This is a genomic window from Bradyrhizobium elkanii WSM2783, assembly GCF_000472865.1.
Lineage (GTDB): Bacteria > Pseudomonadota > Alphaproteobacteria > Rhizobiales > Xanthobacteraceae > Bradyrhizobium > Bradyrhizobium elkanii_A.
Genome location: NZ_AXAP01000110.1, coordinates 1 through 24,429, shown reverse-complemented (window position 1 = coordinate 24,429; position 24,429 = coordinate 1). Strand labels below are relative to the sequence as shown.

Annotated in this window: 19 protein-coding genes and 7 pseudogenes; 17 read left to right on the top strand and 9 right to left on the bottom strand. The window is 59.6% G+C overall.

What is annotated here, in order from left to right:
• A pseudogene (locus YY7_RS62725) lies at nt 1-200 on the bottom strand (IS5/IS1182 family transposase); the annotation flags it as partial.
• 318 nt (nt 201-518) lie between these two features.
• Here YY7_RS62725 and YY7_RS0144565 point away from each other — a divergent pair.
• From YY7_RS0144565 to YY7_RS55090, 12 genes and pseudogenes are all read left to right on the top strand, one after another.
• Nucleotides 519-995: a hypothetical protein gene (locus YY7_RS0144565; protein ID WP_130231852.1), complete on the top strand. Its 477-nt coding sequence runs from the start codon at nt 519-521 to the stop codon at nt 993-995.
• A gap of 133 nt (nt 996-1,128) precedes the next feature.
• Nucleotides 1,129-1,350: a hypothetical protein gene (locus tag YY7_RS0144560; protein ID WP_028168747.1), complete on the top strand. Its 222-nt coding sequence runs from the start codon at nt 1,129-1,131 to the stop codon at nt 1,348-1,350.
• Between the two features lie 27 nt (nt 1,351-1,377).
• On the top strand, nt 1,378-1,701 hold the full coding sequence (locus YY7_RS59415; protein ID WP_080664126.1) for a hypothetical protein: 324 nt from the start codon (nt 1,378-1,380) through the stop codon (nt 1,699-1,701).
• A pseudogene (locus YY7_RS59410) lies at nt 1,685-2,222 on the top strand (IS5 family transposase); the annotation flags it as partial. The gene YY7_RS59415 and the pseudogene YY7_RS59410, both read left to right, overlap by 17 nt.
• 801 nt (nt 2,223-3,023) lie before the next feature.
• Entirely contained in the window at nt 3,024-3,899 is an 876-nt protein-coding gene (locus YY7_RS57210; RefSeq protein ID WP_349642720.1) for a reverse transcriptase domain-containing protein, read from the top strand.
• A gap of 107 nt (nt 3,900-4,006) precedes the next feature.
• A pseudogene (locus YY7_RS55100) lies at nt 4,007-4,885 on the top strand (IS701 family transposase); the annotation flags it as partial.
• Between the two features lie 492 nt (nt 4,886-5,377).
• Entirely contained in the window at nt 5,378-5,527 is a 150-nt protein-coding gene (locus YY7_RS61360; protein WP_155255602.1) for a hypothetical protein, read from the top strand.
• Between the two features lie 923 nt (nt 5,528-6,450).
• Entirely contained in the window at nt 6,451-8,955 is a 2,505-nt protein-coding gene (locus YY7_RS57205; protein ID WP_245287646.1) for a Ulp1 family isopeptidase, read from the top strand.
• A gap of 323 nt (nt 8,956-9,278) precedes the next feature.
• Nucleotides 9,279-10,322, top strand: coding sequence for an IS110 family transposase (locus tag YY7_RS0144520; protein ID WP_028168743.1), 1,044 nt, complete (start codon nt 9,279-9,281; stop codon nt 10,320-10,322).
• 251 nt (nt 10,323-10,573) lie between these two features.
• Complete coding sequence (locus YY7_RS59395; RefSeq protein WP_080664125.1) at nt 10,574-10,753, top strand: hypothetical protein; 180 nt, start codon at nt 10,574-10,576, stop codon at nt 10,751-10,753.
• Between the two features lie 228 nt (nt 10,754-10,981).
• Nucleotides 10,982-11,437 carry a hypothetical protein gene (locus YY7_RS64035; protein ID WP_245287645.1) on the top strand — a complete coding sequence of 152 codons (456 nt, stop codon included), beginning with the start codon at nt 10,982-10,984 and terminating at the stop codon, nt 11,435-11,437.
• Nucleotides 11,335-12,585, top strand: a complete 1,251-nt coding sequence (locus YY7_RS55090) for a prolyl oligopeptidase family serine peptidase (protein WP_245287644.1) — start codon at nt 11,335-11,337, stop codon at nt 12,583-12,585. Before YY7_RS64035 ends, YY7_RS55090 begins: the two co-directional genes overlap by 103 nt.
• 62 nt (nt 12,586-12,647) lie before the next feature.
• Here YY7_RS55090 and YY7_RS0144510 read toward each other — a convergent pair whose 3' ends face one another.
• Entirely contained in the window at nt 12,648-13,556 is a 909-nt protein-coding gene (locus tag YY7_RS0144510) for a sulfite exporter TauE/SafE family protein (protein ID WP_028168742.1), read from the bottom strand.
• A 1,072-nt stretch (nt 13,557-14,628) separates the two neighbouring features.
• On the opposite strand from YY7_RS0144510, the pseudogene YY7_RS59390 reads away from it, so the two are divergent.
• Together YY7_RS59390 and YY7_RS55080 are read left to right on the top strand one after the other, a co-directional pair.
• Nucleotides 14,629-14,765: pseudogene (locus YY7_RS59390) on the top strand (IS5/IS1182 family transposase); the annotation flags it as partial.
• Between the two features lie 32 nt (nt 14,766-14,797).
• Nucleotides 14,798-15,168: pseudogene (locus tag YY7_RS55080) on the top strand (hypothetical protein).
• Between the two features lie 597 nt (nt 15,169-15,765).
• On the opposite strand, the gene YY7_RS61355 reads toward YY7_RS55080, so the two are convergent.
• Complete coding sequence (locus YY7_RS61355) at nt 15,766-16,107, bottom strand: hypothetical protein (RefSeq protein ID WP_130229967.1); 342 nt, start codon at nt 16,105-16,107, stop codon at nt 15,766-15,768.
• Nucleotides 16,108-16,291: 184 nt separating this feature from the next.
• On the opposite strand from YY7_RS61355, the gene YY7_RS61350 reads away from it, so the two are divergent.
• A complete protein-coding gene (locus YY7_RS61350; protein ID WP_155255601.1) occupies nt 16,292-16,435 on the top strand; it encodes a hypothetical protein in 144 nt (47 codons plus the stop codon).
• A 679-nt stretch (nt 16,436-17,114) separates the two neighbouring features.
• On the opposite strand, the gene YY7_RS64030 is transcribed toward YY7_RS61350, so the two are convergent.
• Nucleotides 17,115-17,963, bottom strand: a complete 849-nt coding sequence (locus YY7_RS64030) for a hypothetical protein (protein WP_245287643.1) — start codon at nt 17,961-17,963, stop codon at nt 17,115-17,117.
• 550 nt (nt 17,964-18,513) lie between these two features.
• Nucleotides 18,514-18,688: pseudogene (locus tag YY7_RS59385) on the bottom strand (DNA ligase); the annotation flags it as partial.
• A 192-nt stretch (nt 18,689-18,880) separates the two neighbouring features.
• On the opposite strand from YY7_RS59385, the gene YY7_RS0144455 reads away from it, so the two are divergent.
• Nucleotides 18,881-19,144 carry a hypothetical protein gene (locus tag YY7_RS0144455; protein WP_028168739.1) on the top strand — a complete coding sequence of 88 codons (264 nt, stop codon included), beginning with the start codon at nt 18,881-18,883 and terminating at the stop codon, nt 19,142-19,144.
• Nucleotides 19,145-19,652: 508 nt separating this feature from the next.
• On the opposite strand, the gene YY7_RS0144450 is transcribed toward YY7_RS0144455, so the two are convergent.
• The 3 genes from YY7_RS0144450 to YY7_RS55070 all read right to left on the bottom strand — a co-directional run bounded on the left by YY7_RS0144450 (nt 19,653) and on the right by YY7_RS55070 (nt 22,477).
• A complete protein-coding gene (locus tag YY7_RS0144450) occupies nt 19,653-20,480 on the bottom strand; it encodes a citryl-CoA lyase (RefSeq protein WP_028168738.1) in 828 nt (275 codons plus the stop codon).
• Nucleotides 20,481-20,545: 65 nt separating this feature from the next.
• Nucleotides 20,546-21,808 carry a CaiB/BaiF CoA transferase family protein gene (locus tag YY7_RS0144445; RefSeq protein ID WP_028168737.1) on the bottom strand — a complete coding sequence of 421 codons (1,263 nt, stop codon included), beginning with the start codon at nt 21,806-21,808 and terminating at the stop codon, nt 20,546-20,548.
• Between the two features lie 9 nt (nt 21,809-21,817).
• Nucleotides 21,818-22,477, bottom strand: a complete 660-nt coding sequence (locus YY7_RS55070; protein ID WP_051397267.1) for a hypothetical protein — start codon at nt 22,475-22,477, stop codon at nt 21,818-21,820.
• A 364-nt stretch (nt 22,478-22,841) separates the two neighbouring features.
• On the opposite strand from YY7_RS55070, the gene YY7_RS55065 reads away from it, so the two are divergent.
• Nucleotides 22,842-23,531 carry an IclR family transcriptional regulator gene (locus YY7_RS55065; RefSeq protein ID WP_035692612.1) on the top strand — a complete coding sequence of 230 codons (690 nt, stop codon included), beginning with the start codon at nt 22,842-22,844 and terminating at the stop codon, nt 23,529-23,531.
• A gap of 580 nt (nt 23,532-24,111) precedes the next feature.
• On the opposite strand, the pseudogene YY7_RS64025 reads toward YY7_RS55065, so the two are convergent.
• Nucleotides 24,112-24,366 (bottom strand): annotated as a pseudogene (locus YY7_RS64025) (group II intron reverse transcriptase/maturase); the annotation flags it as partial.
• Nucleotides 24,367-24,429: the final 63 nt, after the last annotated feature.

The following is a 24,429-nucleotide window of genomic DNA, read 5'->3' as shown; positions in this document are numbered from 1 at the left end:
AGTAACGCGCTCAGCAATTGCTCCGGAGGCGTCGAGGGACGTCCTTCGCTCGCGTAGAGCTTCCCCAAGTCGCGATTCATCTCCGTCAGCACATCGCGGACGAACTGCCGGATCTTCCTGAGCGGATGGTCCGCAGGAACTCGTGCCTCCGGCGTAATGTACGAAAATAATCCGCCCTGATCCGAAAAAGCGCCCCGCATGCGAACCCCCGACGATCCATGATCGATATAGAATCATCAATCGCAGCCCCTGACGACGGCTTTTTCAGCAGACTGCTAAGTCAGGCCACGCTATAAAGTCAGCCTCAGCCTCGTTCTCTTATACGCGGATGCCTGCGGGGCGACCATCAACGGGACCCCAGCGAACTCTCTGTGAGACGATCATGCTGTTTGCCATGACCGAGAGCCTACAACATCCGTGTGATTTCAGGGTGAATTGTATACATCCGGGCCGCGCTAGGTTCGCATGCCCGATGGAAATGATATCTGTACTTTGCGCCATCGTCGAAACCAAGCCGATTGGCACGCCAATTGCTGGAATATGCTGAGGAAGAACACCAAGATAGCCGAGAGGATTCTATGTCAAACCCTAATTGGTTCTCTTGGTTGAGTTTTCCATTTTTCGCGCCACTCAGCGGGTCGGTGGTGCAGGACATCGCACCGAATTTTCACCGGCAAGTCGATAATGACGTAAGTGCTGAGATTGGCTTAGCTGAACAGCTGGTCATTCTTTGCAATGCCGTTAAAGAGCTTAGGGCGATGCTCGTAGGCATCGAGGAGACACCAGGCGCGAAGCTCAAGATCGCATCCGAGGATGTAACAACAGCAATGGGGCAGCTCGCAGGGATGGAAGCGAAAGTAAACGAGATCAAACAGCGTCATAGCAAGGCCGCCGATCTGGAAGCTGAGCGCGCGCTAGATCGCCTGAAGGAGGTTAATCCGGAGGGATATGAGACGTTCATTCGTAAGCGCGAGAACCGCGCGAGCGCTGGTTAGAGCGCGAGCTCAACCAGCGACTGATGCCGCAACTCTTCTCCCACGCACCTGCCTTTAGATTCGAGGTACGCTGTCAGCATGGTAAAACGGATTGGTCGAGGTACGCTGTCAGCATGGTAAAACGGATTGGCTCGTGCAGCTTGTCGATGATCGGGGCGATCGGTTTTGCGATGTGTGGTTTGGCGTCAATCCCGACGACGGCTGGGCCTTTGATGGATTGGTGCACTTCGGAGACCCCGATGCCGATCCGCACGTCTGGCAGAGCTACCAACGCTACTCGGATGGCACCTATCGGCGGCTGCCTTCATTCGCATCCAGCCTCGATCAGTTCAGGCGAGCGACTAAGGGATCATGACAATCGGCCCCGTGCTATACTTCCAGGATGGCTAAGAAGGAGTCCGATTTCGACAAGCTTGCTCGACTTATCAAAGAAGAAGGTGAGGATATTCGAACAGAGATTCGTAACGAGATCGGTCGACTGGAGAAGAAAGTCGACGCTGGCTTCACCCGCATTGATCGCGAGCTTAGTGAAATCCACTCGGAATTGAGAACGCTTCGTCACGACCTCGATGATCTTCGACGAGAAGTCGAGAATATTTCCGGCTACCGCAAGGGGATAGACCACGCACTCGAGAGAATCGCAGCGATAGAAAAACATCTCGGAATTGGCAAGAAGGTGGTTGTGACATTGGCAAGCGATCTTTGAAGCGCTCGCCCGCGGCGGCAAGGACGGCGTGACTTTGTCCATCGACTCCACCTCGATCAAGGCGCATCGCTCGGCGAGCGGCGGAAAGGGGGGAGCATGAACAGGCGATTGGCCGTTCGCGCGGCGGGCGGACCACGAAAATCCACGCGCTGAGCGACCCTGATTGCAAACCTTGCGCATTTCATCTCACTCCGGGCCAAGATGCAGATATTGCCGCAGCGCCGGCCCTTTTGGACCTCGCGCCGCCAATGTCTGCCCTCATTGGGGACAAAGGCTACGACGGCGACGGCTTTCGCGCCGAAATCGTCAATCGTGGTGCGAAGCCCGTCATTCCAAACAAATCCAACAGGGTGACCCTCCACAACTTCAGCATGCGCGCCTATAAAGGGCGCAACGTCATCGAGCGTTGCTTCTGCCGGCTCAAGGATTTCCGGCGTGTCGCAACTCGTTACGACAAACTCGCCAGAAACTTCTTGGCTGCCGTCCACATCGCCGCAGTCGTCGCCTATTGGATCAATTGAGTCTGAACCCTAACATTACAGTTGGTGCGCCGGGAGACCGGCAAGGAGTAGGTGGTGGAAGTCCACGACGATGAAGGAGTAGCGACCCACATCGGCCGCGAGCCGTGCGCAGGCATCCGCGAGGATGTCGGCGAAGCGTCGGCAGGGGAGCGCACAGGCCAGCCATTAAGCCGCGAAAGAGTGTTTTCCCGAGAGCCGACGCTGTCAACTGAGCGGAAGGCAACACGAAGGGGTGCGATATCGCGAGCGCCCAGTCGTTTCGGCGTGGTCGCAGACCCTGGCATGTGCAGAAGCTTCTTGTACGGGAACCGGGAGGTCTCTTGGTCGGCCAGATGCTCGCTGAGCAGCCTGGTCCGCGGTGGGAAGGCGAGGAGCCATAGCCGCCGATGAACGATCAGGAGAAGTCTGACTCGGCCATAGTAGCGACGAAGTCGCCGAATAAAGCCGGGGCTCCGGTGGCAGAGGCGATGGAGCCAAGGGCTGGGACCAGGAGGAACGCGGGACAGCAAAGCACGCACCGGACGCAGACCCGGGCTCGCGTGACCCAGGCGCTGGACCGCGTACGGCAAGCGGCAAAGCTTGGGAAGAAAGAGCGGTTCACGGCGCCTCTCCACCATATCAACACTGACACGCTCCGGTTGGCGTTCTACGCGCTCAAGCGCAAAGCAGCCCCGGCGTGGACGGTGTGACATGGCAGGACTTCGAGACAGACCTGGAGCCTCGGCTTGAGGATCTGAACGCTCGGGTCCACCGAGGAGCGATGCGCTGGACGCCCTGGCGGTAGCGATCACCACGCGGAAGGTGAACTGGATAGTTGACGCCGACGTGCAAAATTTCTTCGGAAGTGTGAGCCAAGACTGGCTGGTCCAGTTTTTGGAGCACCGCATCGGCGACAAGCGCATCATCCGCCTGATCCGTAAATGGCTGAAGGCGGGCATCCTCGAAGACGAGGTCGTAACCGTGGACGACAGGGGCACGGGGCAAGGATCGGTGATTTCGCCGCTGCTCGCCAACGTTTACCTGCACTACACATTCGATCTTTGGGCCGAACGCTGGCGACGGCAAGAGGCTCACGGCGATATGATTATCGTGCGCTACGCCGATGATCTGGTGGCCGGCTTCGAGCATGAGGACGACGCTCGCCGTTTCCTTGATGCGATGCGTGAACGGTTTGAGGCATTCGCGCTGACGCTCCATTCGGACAAGACCCGCCTGATTGAGTTCGGTCGCTATGCGGCGGCCAATCGCAAGGCACGCGGGCTCGGCAAACCGGAGACGTTCATGTTTCTGGGCTTCACCCACATCTACGGTAAGTCACGTCGGGGGAGCTTCCTGCTCCAAAGGAAGACCCGTCGCGACCGTCTGCGGACGAAGCCTCAGGACATCAAGGGAGAGCTGCGGCGTCGAATGCACCAACCGATCCCCGTCCAGGGTAAATGGCTGAGACAGGTCATCACCGGCCACTTCGCCTACTATGCGGTTCCTGCAAACGGACGGGCGCTTTCAGCCTTCCGCTATTATGTGACCGACCTCTGGCGACGAACGCTTCGGCGGCGTAGCCAACGAGACGGCTTCACTTGGGATCGTATGACGAAGTTGGCAGATGATTGGTTTCCTCAACCCCGTATCCTGCATCCCTGGCCCCAACAGCGCTTCGCCGTCACACACCCAAGGTAGGAGCCGGATGCCTTAATTGGGCCCGTCCGGATCTGTGCGGGGGGCGCTCAGCAATGAGCGTCCCTACCGCGAACAATTGATTGAGGGTTCTGAATCCATGGGTGACCATGATTCGGGATCTGATGATTGGTGGTGCGTCGGTTGAAGATACGCTGACGCTGTGGGCTTCCTCGTTGCGAGATGCCAAGGAACGCATCCGTCCGCTGTTTACGCAGGAGCGGGTCGCGGCCTCGGCGTGGCAGTTTCTCGACGGACTGTTGGGTAACGAGCCGCGCAAGACGGGTTGGATGCGGGCGGAGGCAGCTGGCGATCCAGGCCCGTGGCGCCAGCAGGCGATTCTGGGCCGAGGGCATTGGGATGCCGACGCGCTGCGCGACATTGTGCGTGAGTACGCACTGGAGACGCTTGGCGATGAGGACGCGGTCCTGGTCATCGATGAGACCGGCTTTTTGAAACAGGGCAAGGCCTCGTGCGGGGTCGCACGCCAGTACACTGGCTCGGCGGGCAAGATCACCAATTGCCAGATCGGAGTGTTCGCCGCCTATGTGTCACGGCATGGCCATGCCTTCATCGACCGGGCGCTCTACCTGCCAAAAGAATGGACGGACGACTCCGCTCGCCTGAAGGCAGCGCATGTACCGAGCGATGTGAGCTTTGCGACGAAACCCAAGATCGCGCGTCAGATGATCACTCGCGCGACCACGGCCAACGTGCCGTTCTCGTTCGTGGCGGCGGACAGCGTGTATGGCACTGGAGAGATCGAAACCCTGCTGCGCAAGGCGGGCAAAGGCTATGTCCTGGGTGTTGCGTCCAATCATGTGTTCCGCTCCTGGGGCAAGCAGCGGCCTGTCGCCGGCACCGCCGCCGCGATCGCGCGGAGCCTTCCCAAAAAGGCCTGGCGCCGCCTGTCGTCCGGCGGAGGGACCAAAGGTCCGCGCTGGCACGACTGGGCCTATCTCGAGCTGGCCGATCTCGAAGCCAGTGAATAAGCCCGCTGCATAAGCCGTCGCCAGCACGACGCGATTGCGCATCCCTGTAACCGCGTCCAGGAAGCGCTCGATCTCTTCGGCACCAAGGACGAGCGGGAGCTTGTCGGGCTTCTGGCCACCGATGATCCGCTCGAATGCTTCCGTCTGCCCGAGTGTGACGCCGTAGAAGAACCGCAGCGCGCAGGCCACCTGATTGATGTGGGACCACGAACGCTTTTGGCCGATGAGATGCAGTTGATAGGCCGGACCTGCTCGAAACTCAGCCGGTCCGGTCGGCTAAACTTTGCGATCGCATAGATATAGGATTGCTGAGTCGACGGCGACAGATTGCGGACCGTCATGTCCTCGATCATGCGTTGGCGAAGAGGGCTCATCGTAGCCATCTGGGTCTCCTGTCTTGAGAGGGGTGGTGCGAAGACCAACATCCTCTCAGACAGGACACCTCAGTTCAGCAGGCTCCTCCCCACTCCCGCGTAGCGGGTTCGTTCAATGAGTGATCACGATGGCCTGGAATTGGTGATCACCATCGTCTGGAACACGCAGCGGCCCAACGAGGCCCAGCTTCCGGCAAAAATCAACGCGGTCGCCCGTTGGCTCGTTGTGGATCCGTCTGAGGCTCGTCAGCTTCTCAACAGCTAACGTTCCTAGCATGAGACGTGGACGGCGGGCCAACGCAAAGCCTTCAAAGGGGCTCTTGGCTTGCTCGGAATGCAAATCGCAAGCGTTACATAACTGACGGACGGCGTGTGGAAGAAGCACTCAGGGTAAGCTGACCCGACGCGTGATGTCGGTCGGGCCTTGCGTCCGACAAGGCGGCGACCAGTAAGGCTGAAGGCGCTCGGACCGGGTCGTGCGACGATTGCCGTTCGGTGGCTTTGTTCTGGTTGTCGACTTTGACCTTTGCCTCTCTCAGGTTGGATGCTCTGCGGCCCGTGCATCCGAGCTTAGCTTTGGGTTGGCCATGAAGATTTATCTCATCTAGGGAGATTAGTGTGGAAACGAACGATATTGGATGGCTTAATACGGACGGTTGGATGCAGGAGTACGCGGCCCTGCAAAAGCAGCAGCGGGCGAGACAACAGTCGGACAACATGTCTGAACATCCGGCGGGCTTTGAGCAGCAGCTGGCCGAGCTACAACTCAGGTCCTCTGATGAGAGCTCCGGTGACCCTAGTTCGTCTGATGCTAGTTCGGCTGATAATCACGCTGCACAGGCGCATGGAAGAACCCAGCGCGCTAATGTCGGGGGTTCGGTGCCATCGCGTTCCAACCTGCGGGATAACTGGTTCAGCAGCACGCACTACAGCGTAGACCTCCCTCGCGCTCACCTCGGCGGCTCGGCTGCGGAGGCATCGCGGTCTGACTTGCGTGACAGGCTGTTCAGCAGCACTCGCTACACCGCGCTGTCGGAAGCGCAGCCTGCGGCCCGGACGAAGAACAGCAAAAGCCGGGGACTGTGGTCGCGTGTTAAGTCAGCGGTCGGCAAAGTCTTTGGGGGGAGTCGTCGCGAGAAGTCGTCTGGGGGCGCGGCGTCGTACGTGGTGGTCCATTCAGAGCTTCGCATGGATTTCGCCAAGCGGCGCCGCGCGATTGAGCCCTTTGAGTCAGACACGGTGCTTATTTCCAGGATTATGAGGGCGTCCGTCGGCAGCAGCACGTTCAACACCGCTCAGAGGCATGCATCTCATTTACGCAACTTCAGTGCCTGGCTTAACGAGCACCAGAGAGGTTCAATTGCCGACCGGCTGAACCAGCATGGGTTGGAGGACGATGCGCGGGACTATGCGCAGGACGTGGACCCCGCTGGAAGCAAAAACATCAAAGATCAAATCATTGAGGCGTTGGAAAATCTCCGGCACGCCGATCTCCCGCCAGCTGAGATCACAGATGACGAGAGGCTTATTTCCGAGTTCAAAGAGGCGGGCAAATCCGCCGGCGGCGGCCGCACTACTGTTAGTCGGTGGGCGGGAAATCTGTATAAATTCCACACCTGGCTTCGAGCCAAGACCTTGACGCTGTCCAGCTTGCTTGACCGTCCTGATGAGTTGACACGACTTGCGACACGCTATGTGGAGGAGGGTGGCAAAAAAGATGTCCATCCGGCGTTGACAGCGCTTCAGGAGTTCCACATCGCGAAAGCCGAGGGACGCCCCGCAAATTTCAATCTTCACCCACAACAGCGCTTGGCTGGCCCTCCTACCGAAGACACGGCGCTCATGGAGAGGTTCAAGGCAGCAGCCATGCAGGCCGGGGCTCACGAACCCACGATTGAGCGCAATCTGGTACATTTAAAAAAATTCGCCAACTGGCTCCGTGAAAACAACAAGGAGCCATTGGCTCCCCGCTTTCGAGATGAGGCGCTGGCGGACGATATCGATGAGTACAAAGCGCAAGGTAACGACCCTGAAAACCGTCTTCATTCGTCGCTGACGAATCTCCGGAGGCTTGGGTCGGGGGAAGAAAACATCCAACAGATCGGGCCCGGCCCGCGTCTCATGGGACCCCGCCTCCTAAGCCCCCATCCCGAAGACGCCGGCGTCATCGAGAATATGTTCGTTCAAGCCCTGCGTAACCTTGGAGACTCGACTTCCGAGCAGAGGCAGCCTTTTCACGAAACGGCTAGCCGCCTTCGGGGTTTCAGTGACTGGCTCCGAAGGGAGGATAGGAGCAGCATAGTTGGCCGACTCAGGGGGACTGGGCAGCAGCACGCGTTGGACGAAGATGTTAAGAATTTCAGGAGGACCAAAGCTTCGGCAAAGGTGCATGAAAAAGATTTGACGATGCTTCGGAACTACCTACAACTCGTCGAGGCAAACAAAGCGTTGGGTGTATCCCTTCCTCAGCAAACGGTAGGCCCGTTTGGGCAGGCCGACTTGCAGGAACCGGCTGGCTCGAACTCAACCTGGTCCTGGATGCGAGATTTGCCGACGCCGCCGTCCGAAAGTGAGTGGCCGCCGATGGTAGGCCCGTTTGGGCAGGCCGGCTTGCAGGAGCCGGCTGGGTCGAGCTCAAGCTGGTCCGTGCAACCGCCGTCCTACTTCGACTTTCCAACGCCGAGGGGCGAGCCGGCTTGGTCCTCAGACGTCTATCGCGATCTCGATTCTTTCACTGGTCTGCCGTCCACACCCCAAGAGATGCGTGACGACGCCCAGTCAGCGCCGGTGATCAGCCCTGCGGGTAGACCCGCGTTCTACGTCGGGCCATCAGGCGTGCTTGAGGAGCTCGAGGATATAGGACATCTCGTCGGCAAGAATTGGCAGCATGGCTCCCGGCCGGTCTCGGATTCACTGCTCGATGTCCTGGATAACAATGGGGTCCTGCCGACCCAGTTCAGCGGCCCAAGGCAGGTCTCCATCAACGGTGAGACCTACTCGATCACATTGGGGCCGCGAGGAGACCGCGATGCGCAATTCGTCCATCATCCCCGCCCCTCCCTCGCCCCGGCTGCCCAGATCGGCACTTCGGTTACCGGTGCCTCTTCCGGCGACCGCAGCGGACGCGTGCTGGGCCCCATCCAGTGGCTGGGTGACGAGCATATCCAGCGGGACTATGAGCTCCTGACGCAGCAGTTGCAGGAAAGCAATCCGGATCTCGCCGCCCGGACGCGGTTCGTGGATCCCCTGATAGCCCAAATGTTGCGGTCAGACTCCAACGAGGTCGCGCAACAGGCATTGGGGTGGCTTAGCCATCATACAGCCGACTTCCTGTTCCTGCCGGTAAACAATGCCGGCGCGGCGATAGAGGAGCGCGGCAGTCACTGGTCGCTGCTGCTGGTTGATCAACGTGATCGCGAAAATCCGGTTGCCTATCATTACGACTCTTATCTGCCGGGACCCAATACCGGGTTCGCAGTGATGCTAGCACGACGGCTCCGCGCCACCCCGCAACACGCCCCCATAAGACAGCAGAGCAACGGCTATGATTGCGGCGTCTTTGTCCTGGACGGCACCCGGGAGCTGGTCAGGCGATTGGCGGCAACACGGCAGCCGGACCTGAACCTCAACAACCTCGTCATCGATCGGCGGGCCTTACAGGACCGACTAGGGGCCGATGTCGGCTTCAACTGAACAGGGCGCGCGCAGCTGGTTGAAATGCGACTCGCCGATTGAAGGTCCGCAATCGGCGTGTTCGCAGAGCATCATGGTGTCTCACATGAGGAACTGAAGCCGGCGCTACGGCTGTTTTGGGAGCCGTCGAAGGAGCCCGACAGGCGATTTCGGAGCTAACGTCCCCGATATCCTTACAGCCGGCATCAAGCTGTCCGGTTGTCAAGCGACGTCCGGATTTAACGCGCTCTCATCCTGATTGATGTGGTGGAACGGCCCGCTCCGACAGCATCATCGTGCTAAAACGTGGTCGTTATTCGAACGCCACAAGGAGGAACCGTTCCATGAAACAGATTAGCACCATCGGGTTGGATTTGGCGAAGCACATTTTTCAAGTTCACGGCGCGGGTGGCGATGGCTCGCCGGTGTTGAACCGGAGACTACGGCGCAGCGAAGTTCTGCGTTTCTTTGAGAAGCTGCCACCATGCCTGGTGGGGATGGAAGCCTGCGGCAGCGCCCATTATTGGGCGCGCGAGATTGCAACTTTCGGTCATCAAGTGCGGCTGATTCCGCCGGCTTATGTCAAACCCTTCGTGAAGCGCGGCAAGACGGATGCGGCGGATGCCGAGGCCATCAGCGAGGCCGTGACTCGCAAGACCATGCGCTTCGTTCCGATCAAAACGGCTGAGCAACAAGCCGCAATGATGGTCCTGAAGAGTCGCGCACTTCTGGTGAAACAGCAAACGCAGACTATCAACGCCCTACGCTCGCATCTCGCCGAGTTGGGCATCATTGCCGCCGCTGGCCGGACAAAGGTCGAGGCGTTGGTTGCAATCGTACGGGACGTAGCAGATGTCCGCTTGCCTGCGGCAGCGCGCGTCGCCCTGACGGCAGTTGCCGATCAGATCGAGGCCCAGGCGGACCAGATTGACAAGCTCGAGCGAGCCATTGTTGCTGCGGCAAAGACCGACAAGGACATGCGCCGACTGACTACGATCCCCGGCATTGGAGCCATTACAGCGGCGACCATCAAGGCGCTGGTGCCAGATCCCGGCGGCTTCAAATCCGCTCGTCACTTTGCTGCCTGGCTGGCACTGACGCCACGACAGCATTCGAGTGGGGGCAAGGAGCGGATGGGACGCATCTCGAAGATAGGAAACCCCGAACTTCGGAGCCTCCTCGTTCTTGGGGCGACATCCGTCCTGCGAATTGCCCGGAAGGCCGATCGGGCGCGGCCGTGGTTGAGGGCGCTGCTCGCCAGACGTCCGTACAAGGTGGCAGCGGTCGCGCTGGCCAACAAGACAGCGCGAATTGCTTGGGCGCTCTTGAACAAGGGCGGGATTTACCGGTGTCCGGAGACGCTGGCGACGACTACGGCTGCCGCTTGATGCATACAGCAGCTGTCAAAGAGATCTGACCGGCGCAGGCCGGCAGAGGGCAAGGCGCAATAACAGGCGATGAACCCACGGGACGAAATCCCGGCATGAGTGAGGCTGGCGCGACAATGCGCTTCAAGCGCGTCTGATTGATTAGCCCCTTGTGTCGCGGACTTCATCGAGGCCAGCGGTCATGCGCCGCGCTTTACAGGCCGTATACATGACGGCACCGCTCCCATGTGTGAAGTCGACTGAGAAAGCTCTTGCGCCCGCGGGCCGTTCCATACACGATCCGCCGGTCGATCCAGCAAATCCGCCGCATCGCCATGAAGCTCGCCCAGCGGCGCATCCCGCATGCCCGCGTCCTCGCATGGTCGTTCTGGCGCAGGGCTCATCAGGCAACTGCGCGCAAAGCCCATCTCAAGAAAAAATTACAACTGTAATGGTAGGGGAAGAACTGGGTTTTTCGAGGCGGCAGCTGCCTGCCCCCTGAAGGGCGCCTGTGCCTGGCCAAACTATCAGACGGCAAGGACGCGGCGTTCGTGCGCGAGTTCGACCGGAACGCCAAAGCCTTCGTCACGACCGGCTTCGACCTTCCGGAGGGAAAGCAGAACGTCAGCTGGGTCGACGGGGACACGATCCTCATCGCACGAGATTGGGGCCAAGGGACCATGACGAAGGCCGGCTACCCTTTCGTCGTGAAAGAGCTCAAGCGCGCTCAGCCGCTCGTTCAAGCGCGCGAGGTTTTCCGCGGCGAACCGACCGATGCCAGTACGGTGCCATTCGTGCTGCGGGACAGTGAAGGCAAGGTCCATGCGACCGGGGCCATGCGCGCCATCAGCAGGTTCGAGCAGGAGTATGTGCTTTTCGGGCCCAAGGGGCCGATCAAGCTCAACCTGCCAAAGAAGGCGAACATCGGCGGCATCGCCAGTGGCCGCCTGCTTGTGACGCTCAACGAAGACTGGGCGCCATCCGGCGACAGTCGCTTCGCGGCCGGCTCGATGATCTCGTATGACCTGGACGAATGGAAACAGGATCCGCTCAGCGCCAGGCCGTCACTGGTCTTCCAACCAGCGGCTCGGCAGGCGCTCGGCGGCTTCGCGGCCACCAGGAGCCTGTTGATCTGACGATCCTCGACAATGTTCAGGGCAAGGCGTTCGTCTACAAGTACGATCAGGGGACCCGGCGGGCCACCCCGATCCCGCTCCCGGAGAATGCGAGCGTGAGCCTGCAAGCCGCTTCCGATGAAACGGAGGAGGTGATGTTCGCCGTCTCCAACTTCCTCAGGCCGACGTCGCTCTACTACTTCGACGCCGCAAGCCAACGCCTCGAGCCACTGAAGATGGCACCTCCGCAGTTCGACGCGTCCCAGCATATCGTGGAGCAGTTCGAGGCAACTTCGCGCGACGGCACCCGGATTCCCTACTTTCTGGTGCGGCCCCGGAATGCGAGGTTTGATGGGTCGACCCCAACCCTTCTCCATGGCTATGGCGGGTTTCAGAAGCCGCTCCTGCCGTCCTATGCGGGGGTTATGGGGAGGCTCTGGCTCGAGCAGGGCAATGCATATGTCGTCGCGAACCTGCGCGGGGGCGGCGAGTTCGGGCCGCTATGGCACGAGGCTGCCCAGGCGGCAACGAAGCAGCGGACATGGGATGATTTCATCGCCGTTGCAGAGGACCTGATCCGCCGGAACGTCACCTCTCCGCGCCGGCTCGGCGTGGTCGGCGGCAGCCAGGGAGGCCTGCTGGTGGGGACCGCAATCACCCAGCGACCCGACCCCTTCAACGCGGCGATCGTGCAGGTGCCGCTGTTCGACATGCTTCGGTTCACCAAGCTGGGCGCCGGCGCCTCCTGGACCGGCGAATATGGCGATCCCGCCATTCCCGAGCAGCGCGAGTGGCTCGAGGCCTACTCGCCCTATCAGAAGCTGGTCCCGGGCAAGACCTACCCGGTCCCCTTCATCCTCACGTCCACCAAGGACGACCGCGTGCATCCGGCGCATGGCCGCAAGGCAGCCGCCAGGCTCACTGCGCTGGGCCAGCCCTATTTCTACTATGAGAATATCGATGGGGGCACAGCGCCGCCGCCAATCTCACTGAACATGCACGCCGCATGGCACTCGAATACACCTATGCATTCGGACGGCTTGTGGATTGAGTCAGGTCCAGGAGCGGACTCGCTAAATCGACAGTTGCAGACGGCAGCCGATCAACATCAGCCCGTTTGGTCGCCGAGATCATCGAGCGGGCCGCGGCGGCGCGCCCGGATCCTTTGAACGGAACGCCAGCCCGTTTGATCGTGTGCATTTCTGTTATGCGGACAGAACACCAGATCCATTCAACTTGAGCTCGCTCTAACCTCGCGCTCGGCGCGCCGCGCTTGTCTCTGAGGTCGCCCAGGGCCGCCGTTATGTGCCGTGAAGAACGTGTATAGCAGGTAAAGATCGATCAGGATCGTTGCCGCCATCACGCCATAGGCCCACGGGCTCTGCATCAGGGCGAGCTCGATTAGCACCCGTGACAGGCCGAAGCCCACGACCCAGGCATCAAAACTCATGCAGATGCGGCGGAAGATCTCCGGATCAAGCCGGCGGATAACATAAGATCCCAGCGGAATGCCGAGCACGACGCTAGGAATAAAGACATAAAGCAGGCTGCCGCTTTCTGAAATGAACAGGCCGAGCTTATAATAGATGAAGGCGGTTACGCTCGATTCCGCCACACGAACCAGGGCTAGTCCGGCGCGAAATTCGTTTTTGACGAGGCCCTGATTGTTGAACAGCATCGCCAAAGGCGGGCCTGAGATGGTCGTCACCGAGTAGAGGACGCCCAGCATCGACCCGAATGGCAGGCCGATTAGCCAGCTTGCCTCGATCCGGCGGCGCCAACCGGCGGCTTGCAGCAGGATCAGGGGCAGAATGATCGTGTAGGTGGCGAATTTGATCCAGCCCGGCTGCAGCGAGGCCAGTGCATAGCCGCCGATCGCAATGCCCGGCAAGAGCCCGAGCAAGATGGGAAATATGCGTTTCCAAACCGCCGGCACGCCCTTCAGATTGATGGAGAGGACGTAGACGTTGACGAAGACCTCGATGATGACGATGGCGGGGTTGAGAATGCGATTGGTGTAGAAAACCAGCGCAAGGGGTACAGTGAGTGACGAAAAGCCGTAGCCGATGGCTCCATTTACAAAGGCCGCAAAAAACGTCGTTGCGGCCAGAAAAAACAAAGCGGCATCAAAGGCGGGCATTCAACTTTCCAACTCCGAAGAGCGTCGGATCACGCGTCAGCGGGACCAGACCAACATTGGTCATCAGGCTTGCGGCAGATTCAGATCACTCCCTTAGCACCTCCAGCTGCCTTCATAGTGGCAGCGGTCAAGTGCAAAGGTTCGCCAGTTGCTCCCATTACAGACTTCAGTTGTATAACGGAAGCCGTGCTGTGTTTCCCACTATCTAACTACGACCACTCAGCCAGACGTGCCAGTCTATTTTTTTCGAATGTCAATCAACGGTCTTCGTATGGTGATCTAAAGGCTCATGTTCCTGAGCTTCTCCATCTCCGTCGCTTGCATGAAATTCGGCCCTGCCATTTTGATCGCTGATCGCGATGTTGATTAGAGGCACCTTCTCAAGATAGGCACCAATGTTTTTCTCTAAAGCGAGCAATCGCCCGGGGGCAGCTGGAAGCAGCAGGGCTCAGCCCTCTGGGCAAAGCCGAAGAAAACGTAACGAGTCAACGCCGTCGTAGCAGCCAATGTCCAAAATCACTGGATCTGACTTCTGCAGGAACGAAACAATGTGCTGATGGATCTCCAAGGCGAAAGTGGGCTCACGTGTTTCCATTCAACTTCGTCCCTCGCGCCTCAATGGCACGCAACAGCCTATCAAGTGAGCTTAAGGTTTCGCGACCCCCCGATTGTCAAATGGTCCAGCTTCGACGTCGAAAGTACACACGACTCAACGGGTGGCTCAACTCTACAGAGGTAAACAGGCGATATAGAACCGGTTGCAAAACCTATACCAAGGTTTGTCTACAGACGGCGCGGTATGAGCCACGCGAGACTTGTGACGTACATGCCGATCAGAACGGACACGAGCCTCTGCTGATATTCCCTCTCCACCTCTTTGTCGCAGACAGGACAAAGATCGCCAATTATCTGACCTCGACCAAGCTCAAGTATTCGCCATTCTCATTATCCGTAAATCAATGCTTTGATGGACGACAATCACACGATGGATCGGTCCCACAAATGCATTCTAAGGGGTAGATATGCCGATCTTGATCGTCGTGACCGCCGAGGGTTACAAACCCGGCAGACTCTCTATGAACAACTACATCTGGTGGAGTGCTGCTTCGGTAAGCTCAAACAGTTCCGACGCGTAGCAACCCACGAAAAAACTGCCCGAATTACCGCCCAGTCGTCACTCTCGCAGCTATCGTGCTATGGATGCGATAACTGACCACACGCCCTCAAGCGAGAAACCCTGCATAGAAGAATTCGTCTCGCGCATCGCCACCGATGTCGGCGTCGACCCGGCTCTCGCAGAGAAGGCCGTTGCCATGATGCTGGTTTCCTGCAACGCGAGGGAGCCGACGGCCCCGTGGGGCGTATGATCGAGTCCATTTCCGGCGCTTCGGAATCAGTGACGAAGCATGATGGTGAAGACTCAGAGGGCGGCAGCGTCCTCGGCGGAGCCGGCGTCACCGGTTTCGGCCAGCAATTGATGAATGAGGGTCTCAGCCTAGGAAAGATCGCCGGCCTCGTCAACGAGACGATCGCGTTCGCCGACGAACATGCCGGCGACGAACTCGTGGACGAGGTCTTCAATTCCGTTCCCGGCCTTCCCCAGTTCGTTTGATCAGCCGCAGCCGGGACCCGCATGAGGTCGTGCGCCCGCGCCAATCCGTTTGCGCCGGTAGGCATTCTCCGCCGAGTTTTCGTACCGACCTGGCCAGACCATCAACCGTCGGGCGCGCGAAGCGGACGAACGTAGGCGCACTTCATTCGTCTATCTCAAAATCGACGATCGTGGCGACGTACCGCCGTCGTTGGAGGGCTTTCTCAAGCGGCGGGGGCATCACGTCGATATCCAGCTCTCGCTGCTCGGGCCAAAGTTCCTTGTGTAGGAGCACGAATGTGCGCTGACGTCAGCCTTGCCGCTGTGCTTTCTGATCGTGCGACCTCTCGCTGATCTACCGCAACCCCCTATACCCCCAGGTTGGCTAAGAGGGAGCAAGGCCCCGGCGCGCGCGTGCCCACGGTCGCGCCGGGGCACAGATCCGAAAAAGTCAAGTGATCAGCAGGTGCTATCGTCAGAGGCGCAAAGGAGAGCCGCAGATGCAGCTCTCGTTGCTGTAAGGGGCTTAGAGAGCGCGGGAACGGAGAGGACGCTGTCCGCCCCAGCGTCTTCCGGCCCCGTTCTCACCGGACCGCAGGCACCGAGACGCTCGTCTGCTCAGCATGGTGAGATCCTGTCCACCACGGCCGATTGACCGCCTTGATGAGACGATCCCACGGAAACGGCGTCTGCTGACGCACCACGTCCAAATGAAATCGCCCTTGTAGGTAAACACCTTCTCGAACTTTGCTCTTGGCAAAATTTGCGACAAGCGGTCGGCGGCGCATTCGCTATATCGAACATCCAGTACCTTTTCTTGTCCGCGTCGACCCGGGCGTTCAGCCAGTTGAACAGCGCCGACAGGATCGACGTCAGCACGCCGAGGATGGCTTCAATCACGGCCGTGCTCCTTTCGGATGGAGCGATGCGGGCGATAACCGTGATGACGGAGCCGCTCATCAGGAAGGAGCCGGCCCACTGCGGATGATCTTTCGGCGCGCAGACGCACCATCGCGGGTAGCGCCCCTTCGGAACGCGGACAACCCGATTGCGCAGATTTGTCAGAAAGAAGACTCGGGGGCCGACCCGTCCTGATGATGATGATCGTCCTCGCGCCGGAACTGATCCATCACAGGCTCGGCTCTTGGGGCGCCCGAGCATCGGCAAGCCCGGCATCGACGGGCAATCCACTTGGGACAAGACCGAGCAGGCGATCTTCACCTCGTTCTTCATCGGAGTGTCGACGGCTGTCGCCGCGGTCGCCGCAATCAAGGCGATCGAGAAATGACCCACGGGTACCCGCGACCGCGTCATTCGTCTGCAAACGAAATTGGAGCACGTCACCGCGCAGCTCTCCAACGTGCAAATCAAGGTCAACGCGATGCATGATCTTCTGATGCGAGCGCGCGGCGTGCGGTGGATGATGCTTGCGATTGCCGAGCGGGCTTCCTCGCTTCCCTCATCACGAAATACCTGCACCTGCCGCTCTCGAACTGCGCCGGTACCACTACGTTCCCAACGGCTCTACGTACCTATGGGAGAAAGCCGGTTGGGAGGCCATTCCCCGGGCTCAAAGCCGAGAGCTTACATCCTCTTTGCCGTGCGACAATCCGCTATTCATGTTGGGCGCAGAAAAATCTGATGCTCCTCCAATGTGGCCGTGTAGTTCACGCCGCCGAGAGGGATTTTGTCGCCGGCTGAGACGCGCTCGGCAGCAGGTTGTGCAAGCTCATCCCTTGCATGAAGTCTTCCGACGCCCATTGGGGGCGGTGCTGGAAGTCCAGGGGGAAGTACATTGATAGATTCAGCAGCGGGCCCGGCTAAGCCTACTGATCTGCCGGGCCTGAGCTAGATGCCACTCCCAACTGCGCCGGTTCATCATCCAGTAGTCGCCGAAGCTCCCCGGTTCAAAAGTGAACTGTTCTGGATCGAAATCTGGACCGACGGAAAATGATGGAGCGGGTTGATTATTCTGCCTCCCTGAATGTCCTGGCGAAGCTCCTGTTCCAGTCGGAGAAGCCCCTCTGGAGAAGGCATAGATTGATCATCCAGATGATCGAGCACTCGCCGAAGCTCCCCCGCTCTGGGTCGAACGCGACGTGCTCTTGGACGAAAACCGACGGGGCGGGTTGATCATCCTGCAGTCCCCGAATCCCCTCGGGCCGACTGCCGGCTTCCTGCCACGCGCTGTGCTGCGCAGCGGCCTGGTCGACGCGCCTCGGCTCGATCAGTACCGCGTCTTCAGGATTGATGAGGGCCGCGTTCTGGGGGTGAGGATTGCGCTTTGCGCGGCGGTGTACGATCGGCACGCCTGTCGACCGGAAGGTCCGGAGATGGTCTATTGCCTTAAGGAGGTTCTTGGGATTACCCCTTCCGGTGAACTCGGACACATCACCGCTCAGCGACTTACTCTCGAGCCGAGCAACAATGCTCGGCTTGTTTTTTGCGAAGAGCCAACGGCTAAAGCTACGAAGATAACCTACATACTGCTTGGCCCAGCCTTCGTTCATCCCCCCCTTGATGAGGGCCCCCTCAAGCCCCAAGATAATGGGAGCATCCTCGGAATAAAGAGGCCGCCTGTCCCACCCTATCACAATCCCCGTTGACGGAGCCGGCTGCAGCGCCGAGGCGGCCGGCATTGCTCCACCACCTCCACCTGAATTAGCGATCTCGCTCAGCTGCCGCTCAATGGCAACGCTTTGCGGATTGTTTAGGGTCCTCGGCCTCTTCGCTGGTCTCAACTCGGCTGTGTCATGCTCATCGTTGATGAGGACCTCCTCGCTTGGCAGGAGGTTGCTCCTGGCAAGTGCCCCCATCAACTCGTCCGGGGCTGCTGGCTGTCGCTAGCCACATTGGCAGGGGGGCTACGGCGCGGCCCCCGGTCGGGCATCGCCGTATCGGCCAGGCGCGCCGCTTCAAATTGCTGCTCAAAGGCTTCTTGCCCCGCCGTGTCCGCTTGCTGATCTTCCGTGAGGGCGTGCTGCACCTCTGACGAAGCTGCTACATTGGAGGGGTCAAAATTGTGCGGGTCCACGCTAGCCTCACGTCTACAGATCAGCTGAGCTGCCTACTCGGGCAAGCTGTCGAGAAGCTGACGAGGCCGTGGCCCGTGAAGCAATGCACCCCCCAATCACAAAACGACAATGCCCCGCGGTCCTTGATGGGTCGCCGGGCTTTTTTTGCGCTTAAGGACGCGTCGTCGTCGCGGCTAACAATCCTTTTGGCAGCGCCGGGGACGACGACTCGTCACCGCTCTTATTGCAAAATGGGCACGGCATACCGGCGCCGCCGCAGGTGCACGCATGGGTAGGCTGGTCCGAATGATTTCGCAAACCCACCGGCAGTTATCGCAGCGCGGGCACCATCTCATTGCATGTCCTCCCGCAAGCCTTTGAAGACCGGCTGTCGCACCTTGCCTTTGGCCGATCTGGCGCGGTACTCGATTTCGGCCAGCAGCTTTGGCTCGACCCAAATGCCCCTGGTGCGCGACGCGCTTGGCATAGGGCTGCGTCTTCCGGATCAGCGGCGTCAGCGCTTTCTCGAAGAAGTTCGACAAATGGCATGAGCGCATCGTGCTCAATTTTCAGTCCGCGCCAAAGGGTTTCTTGCACGTCTTCAACGAGGCCCCCACCGTGATCTACGAACTGATCATGGCCAGTGCCGATATCGGGAGAAGAACGTCGTTGATATCTCGATCGGACAGCATTGGTCGAAAGACTGCTGCGACGACGACTTGGCGGCGACGAACGGCGAGCGTGGAAAATATCCTCACCACTACCTCGCCAGCCATCCGCAATCGAAGTCGAATCCGCAAGAATCCTTGTGCTACCCTCTCGCCGCGCTCGGCGCGTATCGGGAATGGTTGCAGGATGTCTATATGGAGGGTGGCAAGTTCAGCAACTATCTGCGGGGCAAGGTCTCAAGGGGCAATCTGGCGCCGTCGATCGCTCAACTCACCATTGCCGCGCTTATCCTGGCGCAGATCACCGCACAGTAACAGCGGCGAAAAAGGTCGAGAGAGCCTGCCCGTCATGGGCAGGCTCAGAACACGTCGAGCGAGCGCAGGACTGAGGAGCGATGCACTCGCCATCCGATGCCAGGACGAAGACGTGGCCCAGCTATGCACGAGTTACGAACAGCGTCTGGCGTCCATTGCCAGCACGACCGGACCACTCGTTCCGAAGAATGACTAAACCTGCCGATCTTACAGCACCATCTTTCATCAGGGGCACGCCCCAGACGTTGTTGGACGCGAGAATGCGGCCAGGCCATTCCGCCAAGCGTTATTGACGATCGAGGACCAGGAGCCACCGGGTGCAAGCCTGACGATGCGGCCAAGGAAATGTTGACTAGATAGAGATTTCCCTACGCCTCGAACCACGGCCCTCGATGAAGCAGTCAGCCGGCTTGTCTCCACGGTTGACGTCCGCGCAATCCGAACCGACGCAATTGGCGGTGGCCGAAAAGACGCGCGTTTCGATGAGCTCGGCAGTCCTTATGGTACATCATGGCGCTTGCTTTAGGCTGCGCCTTGGCTGCCCCTCGTATTTGTAGGCGAACTGCTTGGGCATCGGGCCTTTGTTGCGGTCCTTGCGTCCGGTCTGCTCCCATGCATGGGCCAGAATCCCTACCGCCCGTGACAAGCAGAAAATGCCGCGGGCCAGGGGTGCAGCAAAGGCCAGCTCCCCGTAGATGACTGCGGTGGCTCCATCGATGTTCAGCGGGATGAGCTTGCCTTTGCGCTCGCGCATAACGCGCTCGATCGCGCGCGCAGCGCTGGCGTAGCGACCGTTGACGGCACCTTCACTGATCGCAGCATCGACTAGCGCGAGTAGCGGTTCAGCGCGCGGGTCGACGGGATGAAAGCGGTGACCGAAGCCCGGCAGATATTTGCTGCGCGCGGCGGTGAAATGGTCGATCACCTCCGCGGCAGCCTCATCGAGGTCCTTGGTCTCGCTGCGTCGCAGGACCTCGTCATAGAGCTCGATCGCCTGCTCCCCCGCTCCGCCATGCACACCGTCCAGCGTGTTGATTGCGGATGCCATCGCGCCATTGAGCGGCAGCCCGCAACTCACAGCCATCTGCGCGATGGCGATGGAAGGTGCATGTGGGCCATGATCCACCGATGCAACCAGGGCAGCCTCAAAGAGCCGCTCCTGTGCCGGTGTGGGTAGCTCGCCACGCAGCATCAACCAGATCATCGCGGGGAACGAAATATGACCAATCAATTCCTCGATCGTGTATCCGCGATAGGCGATCCGCCCGGGGGCGATGTCGCATATAGAGCTCCGCCACCAATGGGCGGCCTGCTCTCGCAGCTCCGTTTCGCTCATCCCTGTTTTCCAATCCCGTTAGCCTATGCCCGGCAGTGGTTTGCTTGCGCGCAACTGCCTGGTCGTCACGCTGCTCCATCTGTTGCCGGGCGGACCCGCGGAAAATGAGCTCCTCCTTGACATGACGTTCCGGCGGCACCGCTTGCGATAAGGTGCTCAATTTCCGGATCTGTATAACCGAGTCGAGCCAGCCATCGCTCCGTGTCCGCACCGAGCGACGGGGGGAGCGCGGGGGCAGGAAACGCCTCATCCAGCCGAAAACCAGGGCGCGTAATGCGTAATGGCGGTTCGCCAGCCCTATCGAGCGGCAGCGTCTCGACAAATCCGCGCTCCAGCACCTGCCGCTCACGCAAAACTTGCGGGACGGTCAGCACACAGCCGGCAGGGACGCCGGCGGCATTCAACAGCGCCTCCCATTCCTCCGCAGACCTGCAGCTCAACGCCACGTTCAGCTCATCGTTAAGCGCTCCGCGGTTCAGTTTACGTGCTTCCCGCTTCGCGAAGCGCGGATCCGTCTTCAAATCCGGCCGGCCGATCAGATCGCAAAGTGTCCGGTACTGCTTCTGCTCGTTGGCGGCGATATTCAGCGGTCCGGTCGCGGTGCAGAACGTGCCGGAGGGTGCGGCCGTGAAATTTTCGTTCCCCATCGGCCGCGGCTCGACTCCGCCATTCAGGTGATTGGAAACCACCCATCCCATAGCCGCGATGGTCGCCTCGAGCAGCGACACGTCGATGAAGCGGCCCCTGCCCGTTCGCTGCTGCTCGACGAGCGCCGCGGCGATAGCAAAGGCGGCCGTTAGCCCGGCGATGGTATCGGAGATCGGGAAGCCAGTCCGCAGCGGAGCCGTGGCTGCATCACCGGTAACACTCATCGCGCCGGAAAGGCCCTGGACGATCTGGTCGTAGGCCGGGCGGGCGGACCAAGGACCGTTTTGCCCAAAGCCTGAGATTGCACAATAGATGAGGCGCGGGTTGCGCCTGGACAACGCGTCGAAACCGAGACCAAGCCGCTCCATGACCTTTGGCCGGAAGTTTTCGACAAGGACGTCGGCCTCGGACACCAGCCCGACAAACGCTTCGCTTCCCGCTTCAGACTTCAGATTGAGCGCCACCGACTGCTTACCGGCGTTGACGCTGACGAAGGAGAGGCCCTGAAGGCGCTCTGCCCTTTCCGGATCGGCGCCAAGGCGCCGCGCGAGATCGCCTCCATTGGGGTTTTCGACCTTGATAACCTCCGCGCCGAGGCGCGAGAGATGGTAGCCGCAGAATGGGCCTGCCAATACGTTTGACAGGTCGAGGACACGGATGCCGGTGAGCGGCAGGGACATGACGAAGCCTTACTTTGTGGTATCTTCGGCGCCCGCCGTTGTTAGTTCAACCGCTGGGCCGCACGCCAGCGAGGCGATCGGTGAAGGTTTTGCTTGCCGCGGTGATCCTGGGTAGAAACCGCTCAACACAGCCGGGGGTACCTTGGGCGGTTGGGCGTCCATTAGGCTGGCCCGGGAAAACGGCGCCTTGGACGCTTTCAGGATCTCGATGTTCACCTCGCGATCAGTTTCGTACTGTGCCGGGACTGCGCCACGAACTGCTCCGTTGATACAGAGTTGACCCAGCGGTGGCTCTTCAGCAGGGCATTGACCAAGCGCTGCGCGGTTTCGGGATTTTTGTCGATGAAGATTGCGGCAGGTAGCGACAGGCGCTAGACGGATCCCGCCAAAGGCAGTCTTGGCGCCTTCGACGGTGCGCGCATCGAACAGCGAATTGGCCCCAATCTTCCTCGAGAGCAGGGTCGCAATGCGATCGAAATAGACCAGCGCGTCGACTTTTTTGGGGTCGAGTGCCACCACGTCCGGCGCATCGCTCCCGACCGCGATGATGTTGACGTCGCGCGGTCCCAATCCCGGCATCTTGATGCAATGGCGCGCCATTCTGCCCGTCCAGGAACCAGGAGCCGTGATGCCGAGCTTCGGGCCGTCTAGGTCGGAGCCGCTCTTCATATTGGCATATGGCGGCAAGATCGCTGCGCACCCCGAGAAGAACGCCGAGTATGTGGTGCGGCAGGAAGACGAACGAGATCTCGTTCCCCTGCGTGCATCTGGATCAGGTGATCATACACCCCCGACGCCATGCGCCGAGCCACCAATCAGTCTCAGCGGATCATCACCTCGCGCAAGTCACGGCCAGCCTTGGCTACCCCTTCCATTGTTTCGCGTCTCAGAACTTCCGTTACGTGCAAAACCGATACTCTTAGTTAGAAGAAGAGTCAAACTATTCTGGCTTGCAGAACCGCCTCAATGCTTCTGAAATAGGGTTCACCCCCTAGCTCTGATAGTTGTTCTATAGTGCAGAACCGGAGCAGAAATGAGCAAGACAGGAGTTGACGCGGTCAGCAGAGCGCTCGCAATCCTGAAAAGTTTCAACGCGGAGCGTACTGCGATGACACTGACGCAGATCGCGGAGACGGCGGACCTTTACAAGAGCACAGTGCTGCGACTGGCCTCTTCGTTGGAGGCTGACGGCTTTCTCGTCCGCGGCGCGGACCGGTTGTTTCGACCAGGACCGGAGTTGTGGCGCCTTGGGGTGCTTTATCAGCGCGGCCTTGATCTTGGCCAAATCATCCGGCCATCGCTTCGTCGACTGGTCGAGGCAACTGGGGAAACTGCATCCTTTTATGTTGCAGACAAGGACGAACGTATCTGTCTTTACCGCGTCAATTCTCCACGTTCAGTTCGACATCATCTCGAAGAAGGTCAGCGATTGCCCATTGATCGCGGAGCCGCCGGGCGAATTCTCACTGTATTCCGCGAGCCAGCGAACGCCGAAGGGAAGAAAATCCGCGACCGAGGCTTTTATGTTTCGATCGGAGAGCGGGACCCGGAGGTCGCCGCGGCGGCCGTGCCGTTGATCGACGTACACGGCGAACTGAGGGGCGCCCTTTCAGTGTCGGCGATCAGGACTCGCTTCAATGCCGGTGCGCGCAAGGCGGCAATCGATGCTCTCAAATCGGAAGCCAAGGCGTTAGCGGGGTTGCTGCCTGCGAGCGAACGCTGATCAGTCCAGGACGCCCGCTTTGTGCCGTTTGCGAAGAATTCGACGCGGCTTCGGAGTGGCAGTGTGATGGGGCCTCGTGAGGCAATGAGGCTACTTCCCGGCTATTCCGTGGACAGAGCGCCGCGTTGAAGGATCGAGTACAGAGATGACGGACGCGAACGACACGATGCGCCCGCGATGCTTCGCAAATGGCCCTCCATAAAAAATGAGCGTCGTGCAGACAAAAGTACATATCTGTCGGCGGAAGGCACACTGGACGACTGCATACGAGAGTTTATGACCAAGCGTGAGGCCACACGTCATCTTTACCAAATCCACACCGCGCCACAGCCTCCGCTCATACCGGACGTCTTGTCAGCCGATCACATCACGGAACTTGCCAGATTGCGAAGTTTCCTCTGATCGGGATGTTGTTGCGGCGCCTGTGGCCAAGTGAAGATCAGCCTCAAAATCAGTGAGTCTCAGATCAAGAGTCCTCTTCGACCTCCCTTCCAAGGACAAGGGCACGCTGTGCTCAGCATCGATCATTGGTTGCTGGGCGATAACGCCGAGCTCTCCGTCTGCAGATCAACCGTGCGTGGCCTCCGCTCTTCTTCGGAATGGAGACGGCACAAACAGGTGGCGGGAAGTAGGCGCCTGAGCTCATTCGATTCCAAATCTTGTAGAGGTTACTCTTCAAGTCGGATTCAAATTCCTCAATCGTCACTCCGTCGACACCGGCTGCGCCACCATTAGATCGCACCTGCAGATACGCTTCGTACACCTTTCTTTTGTCGATGTTGAACGGTTTGCTTGGCTGGTTTACCGCCGTCCTCCTGTTGCCAGTTGCAACGATGGCCAGCCCACCTGATCCGATCCCTTCGCTCCAGCCCCATTACGAGCCTTCGTCACTTGTACG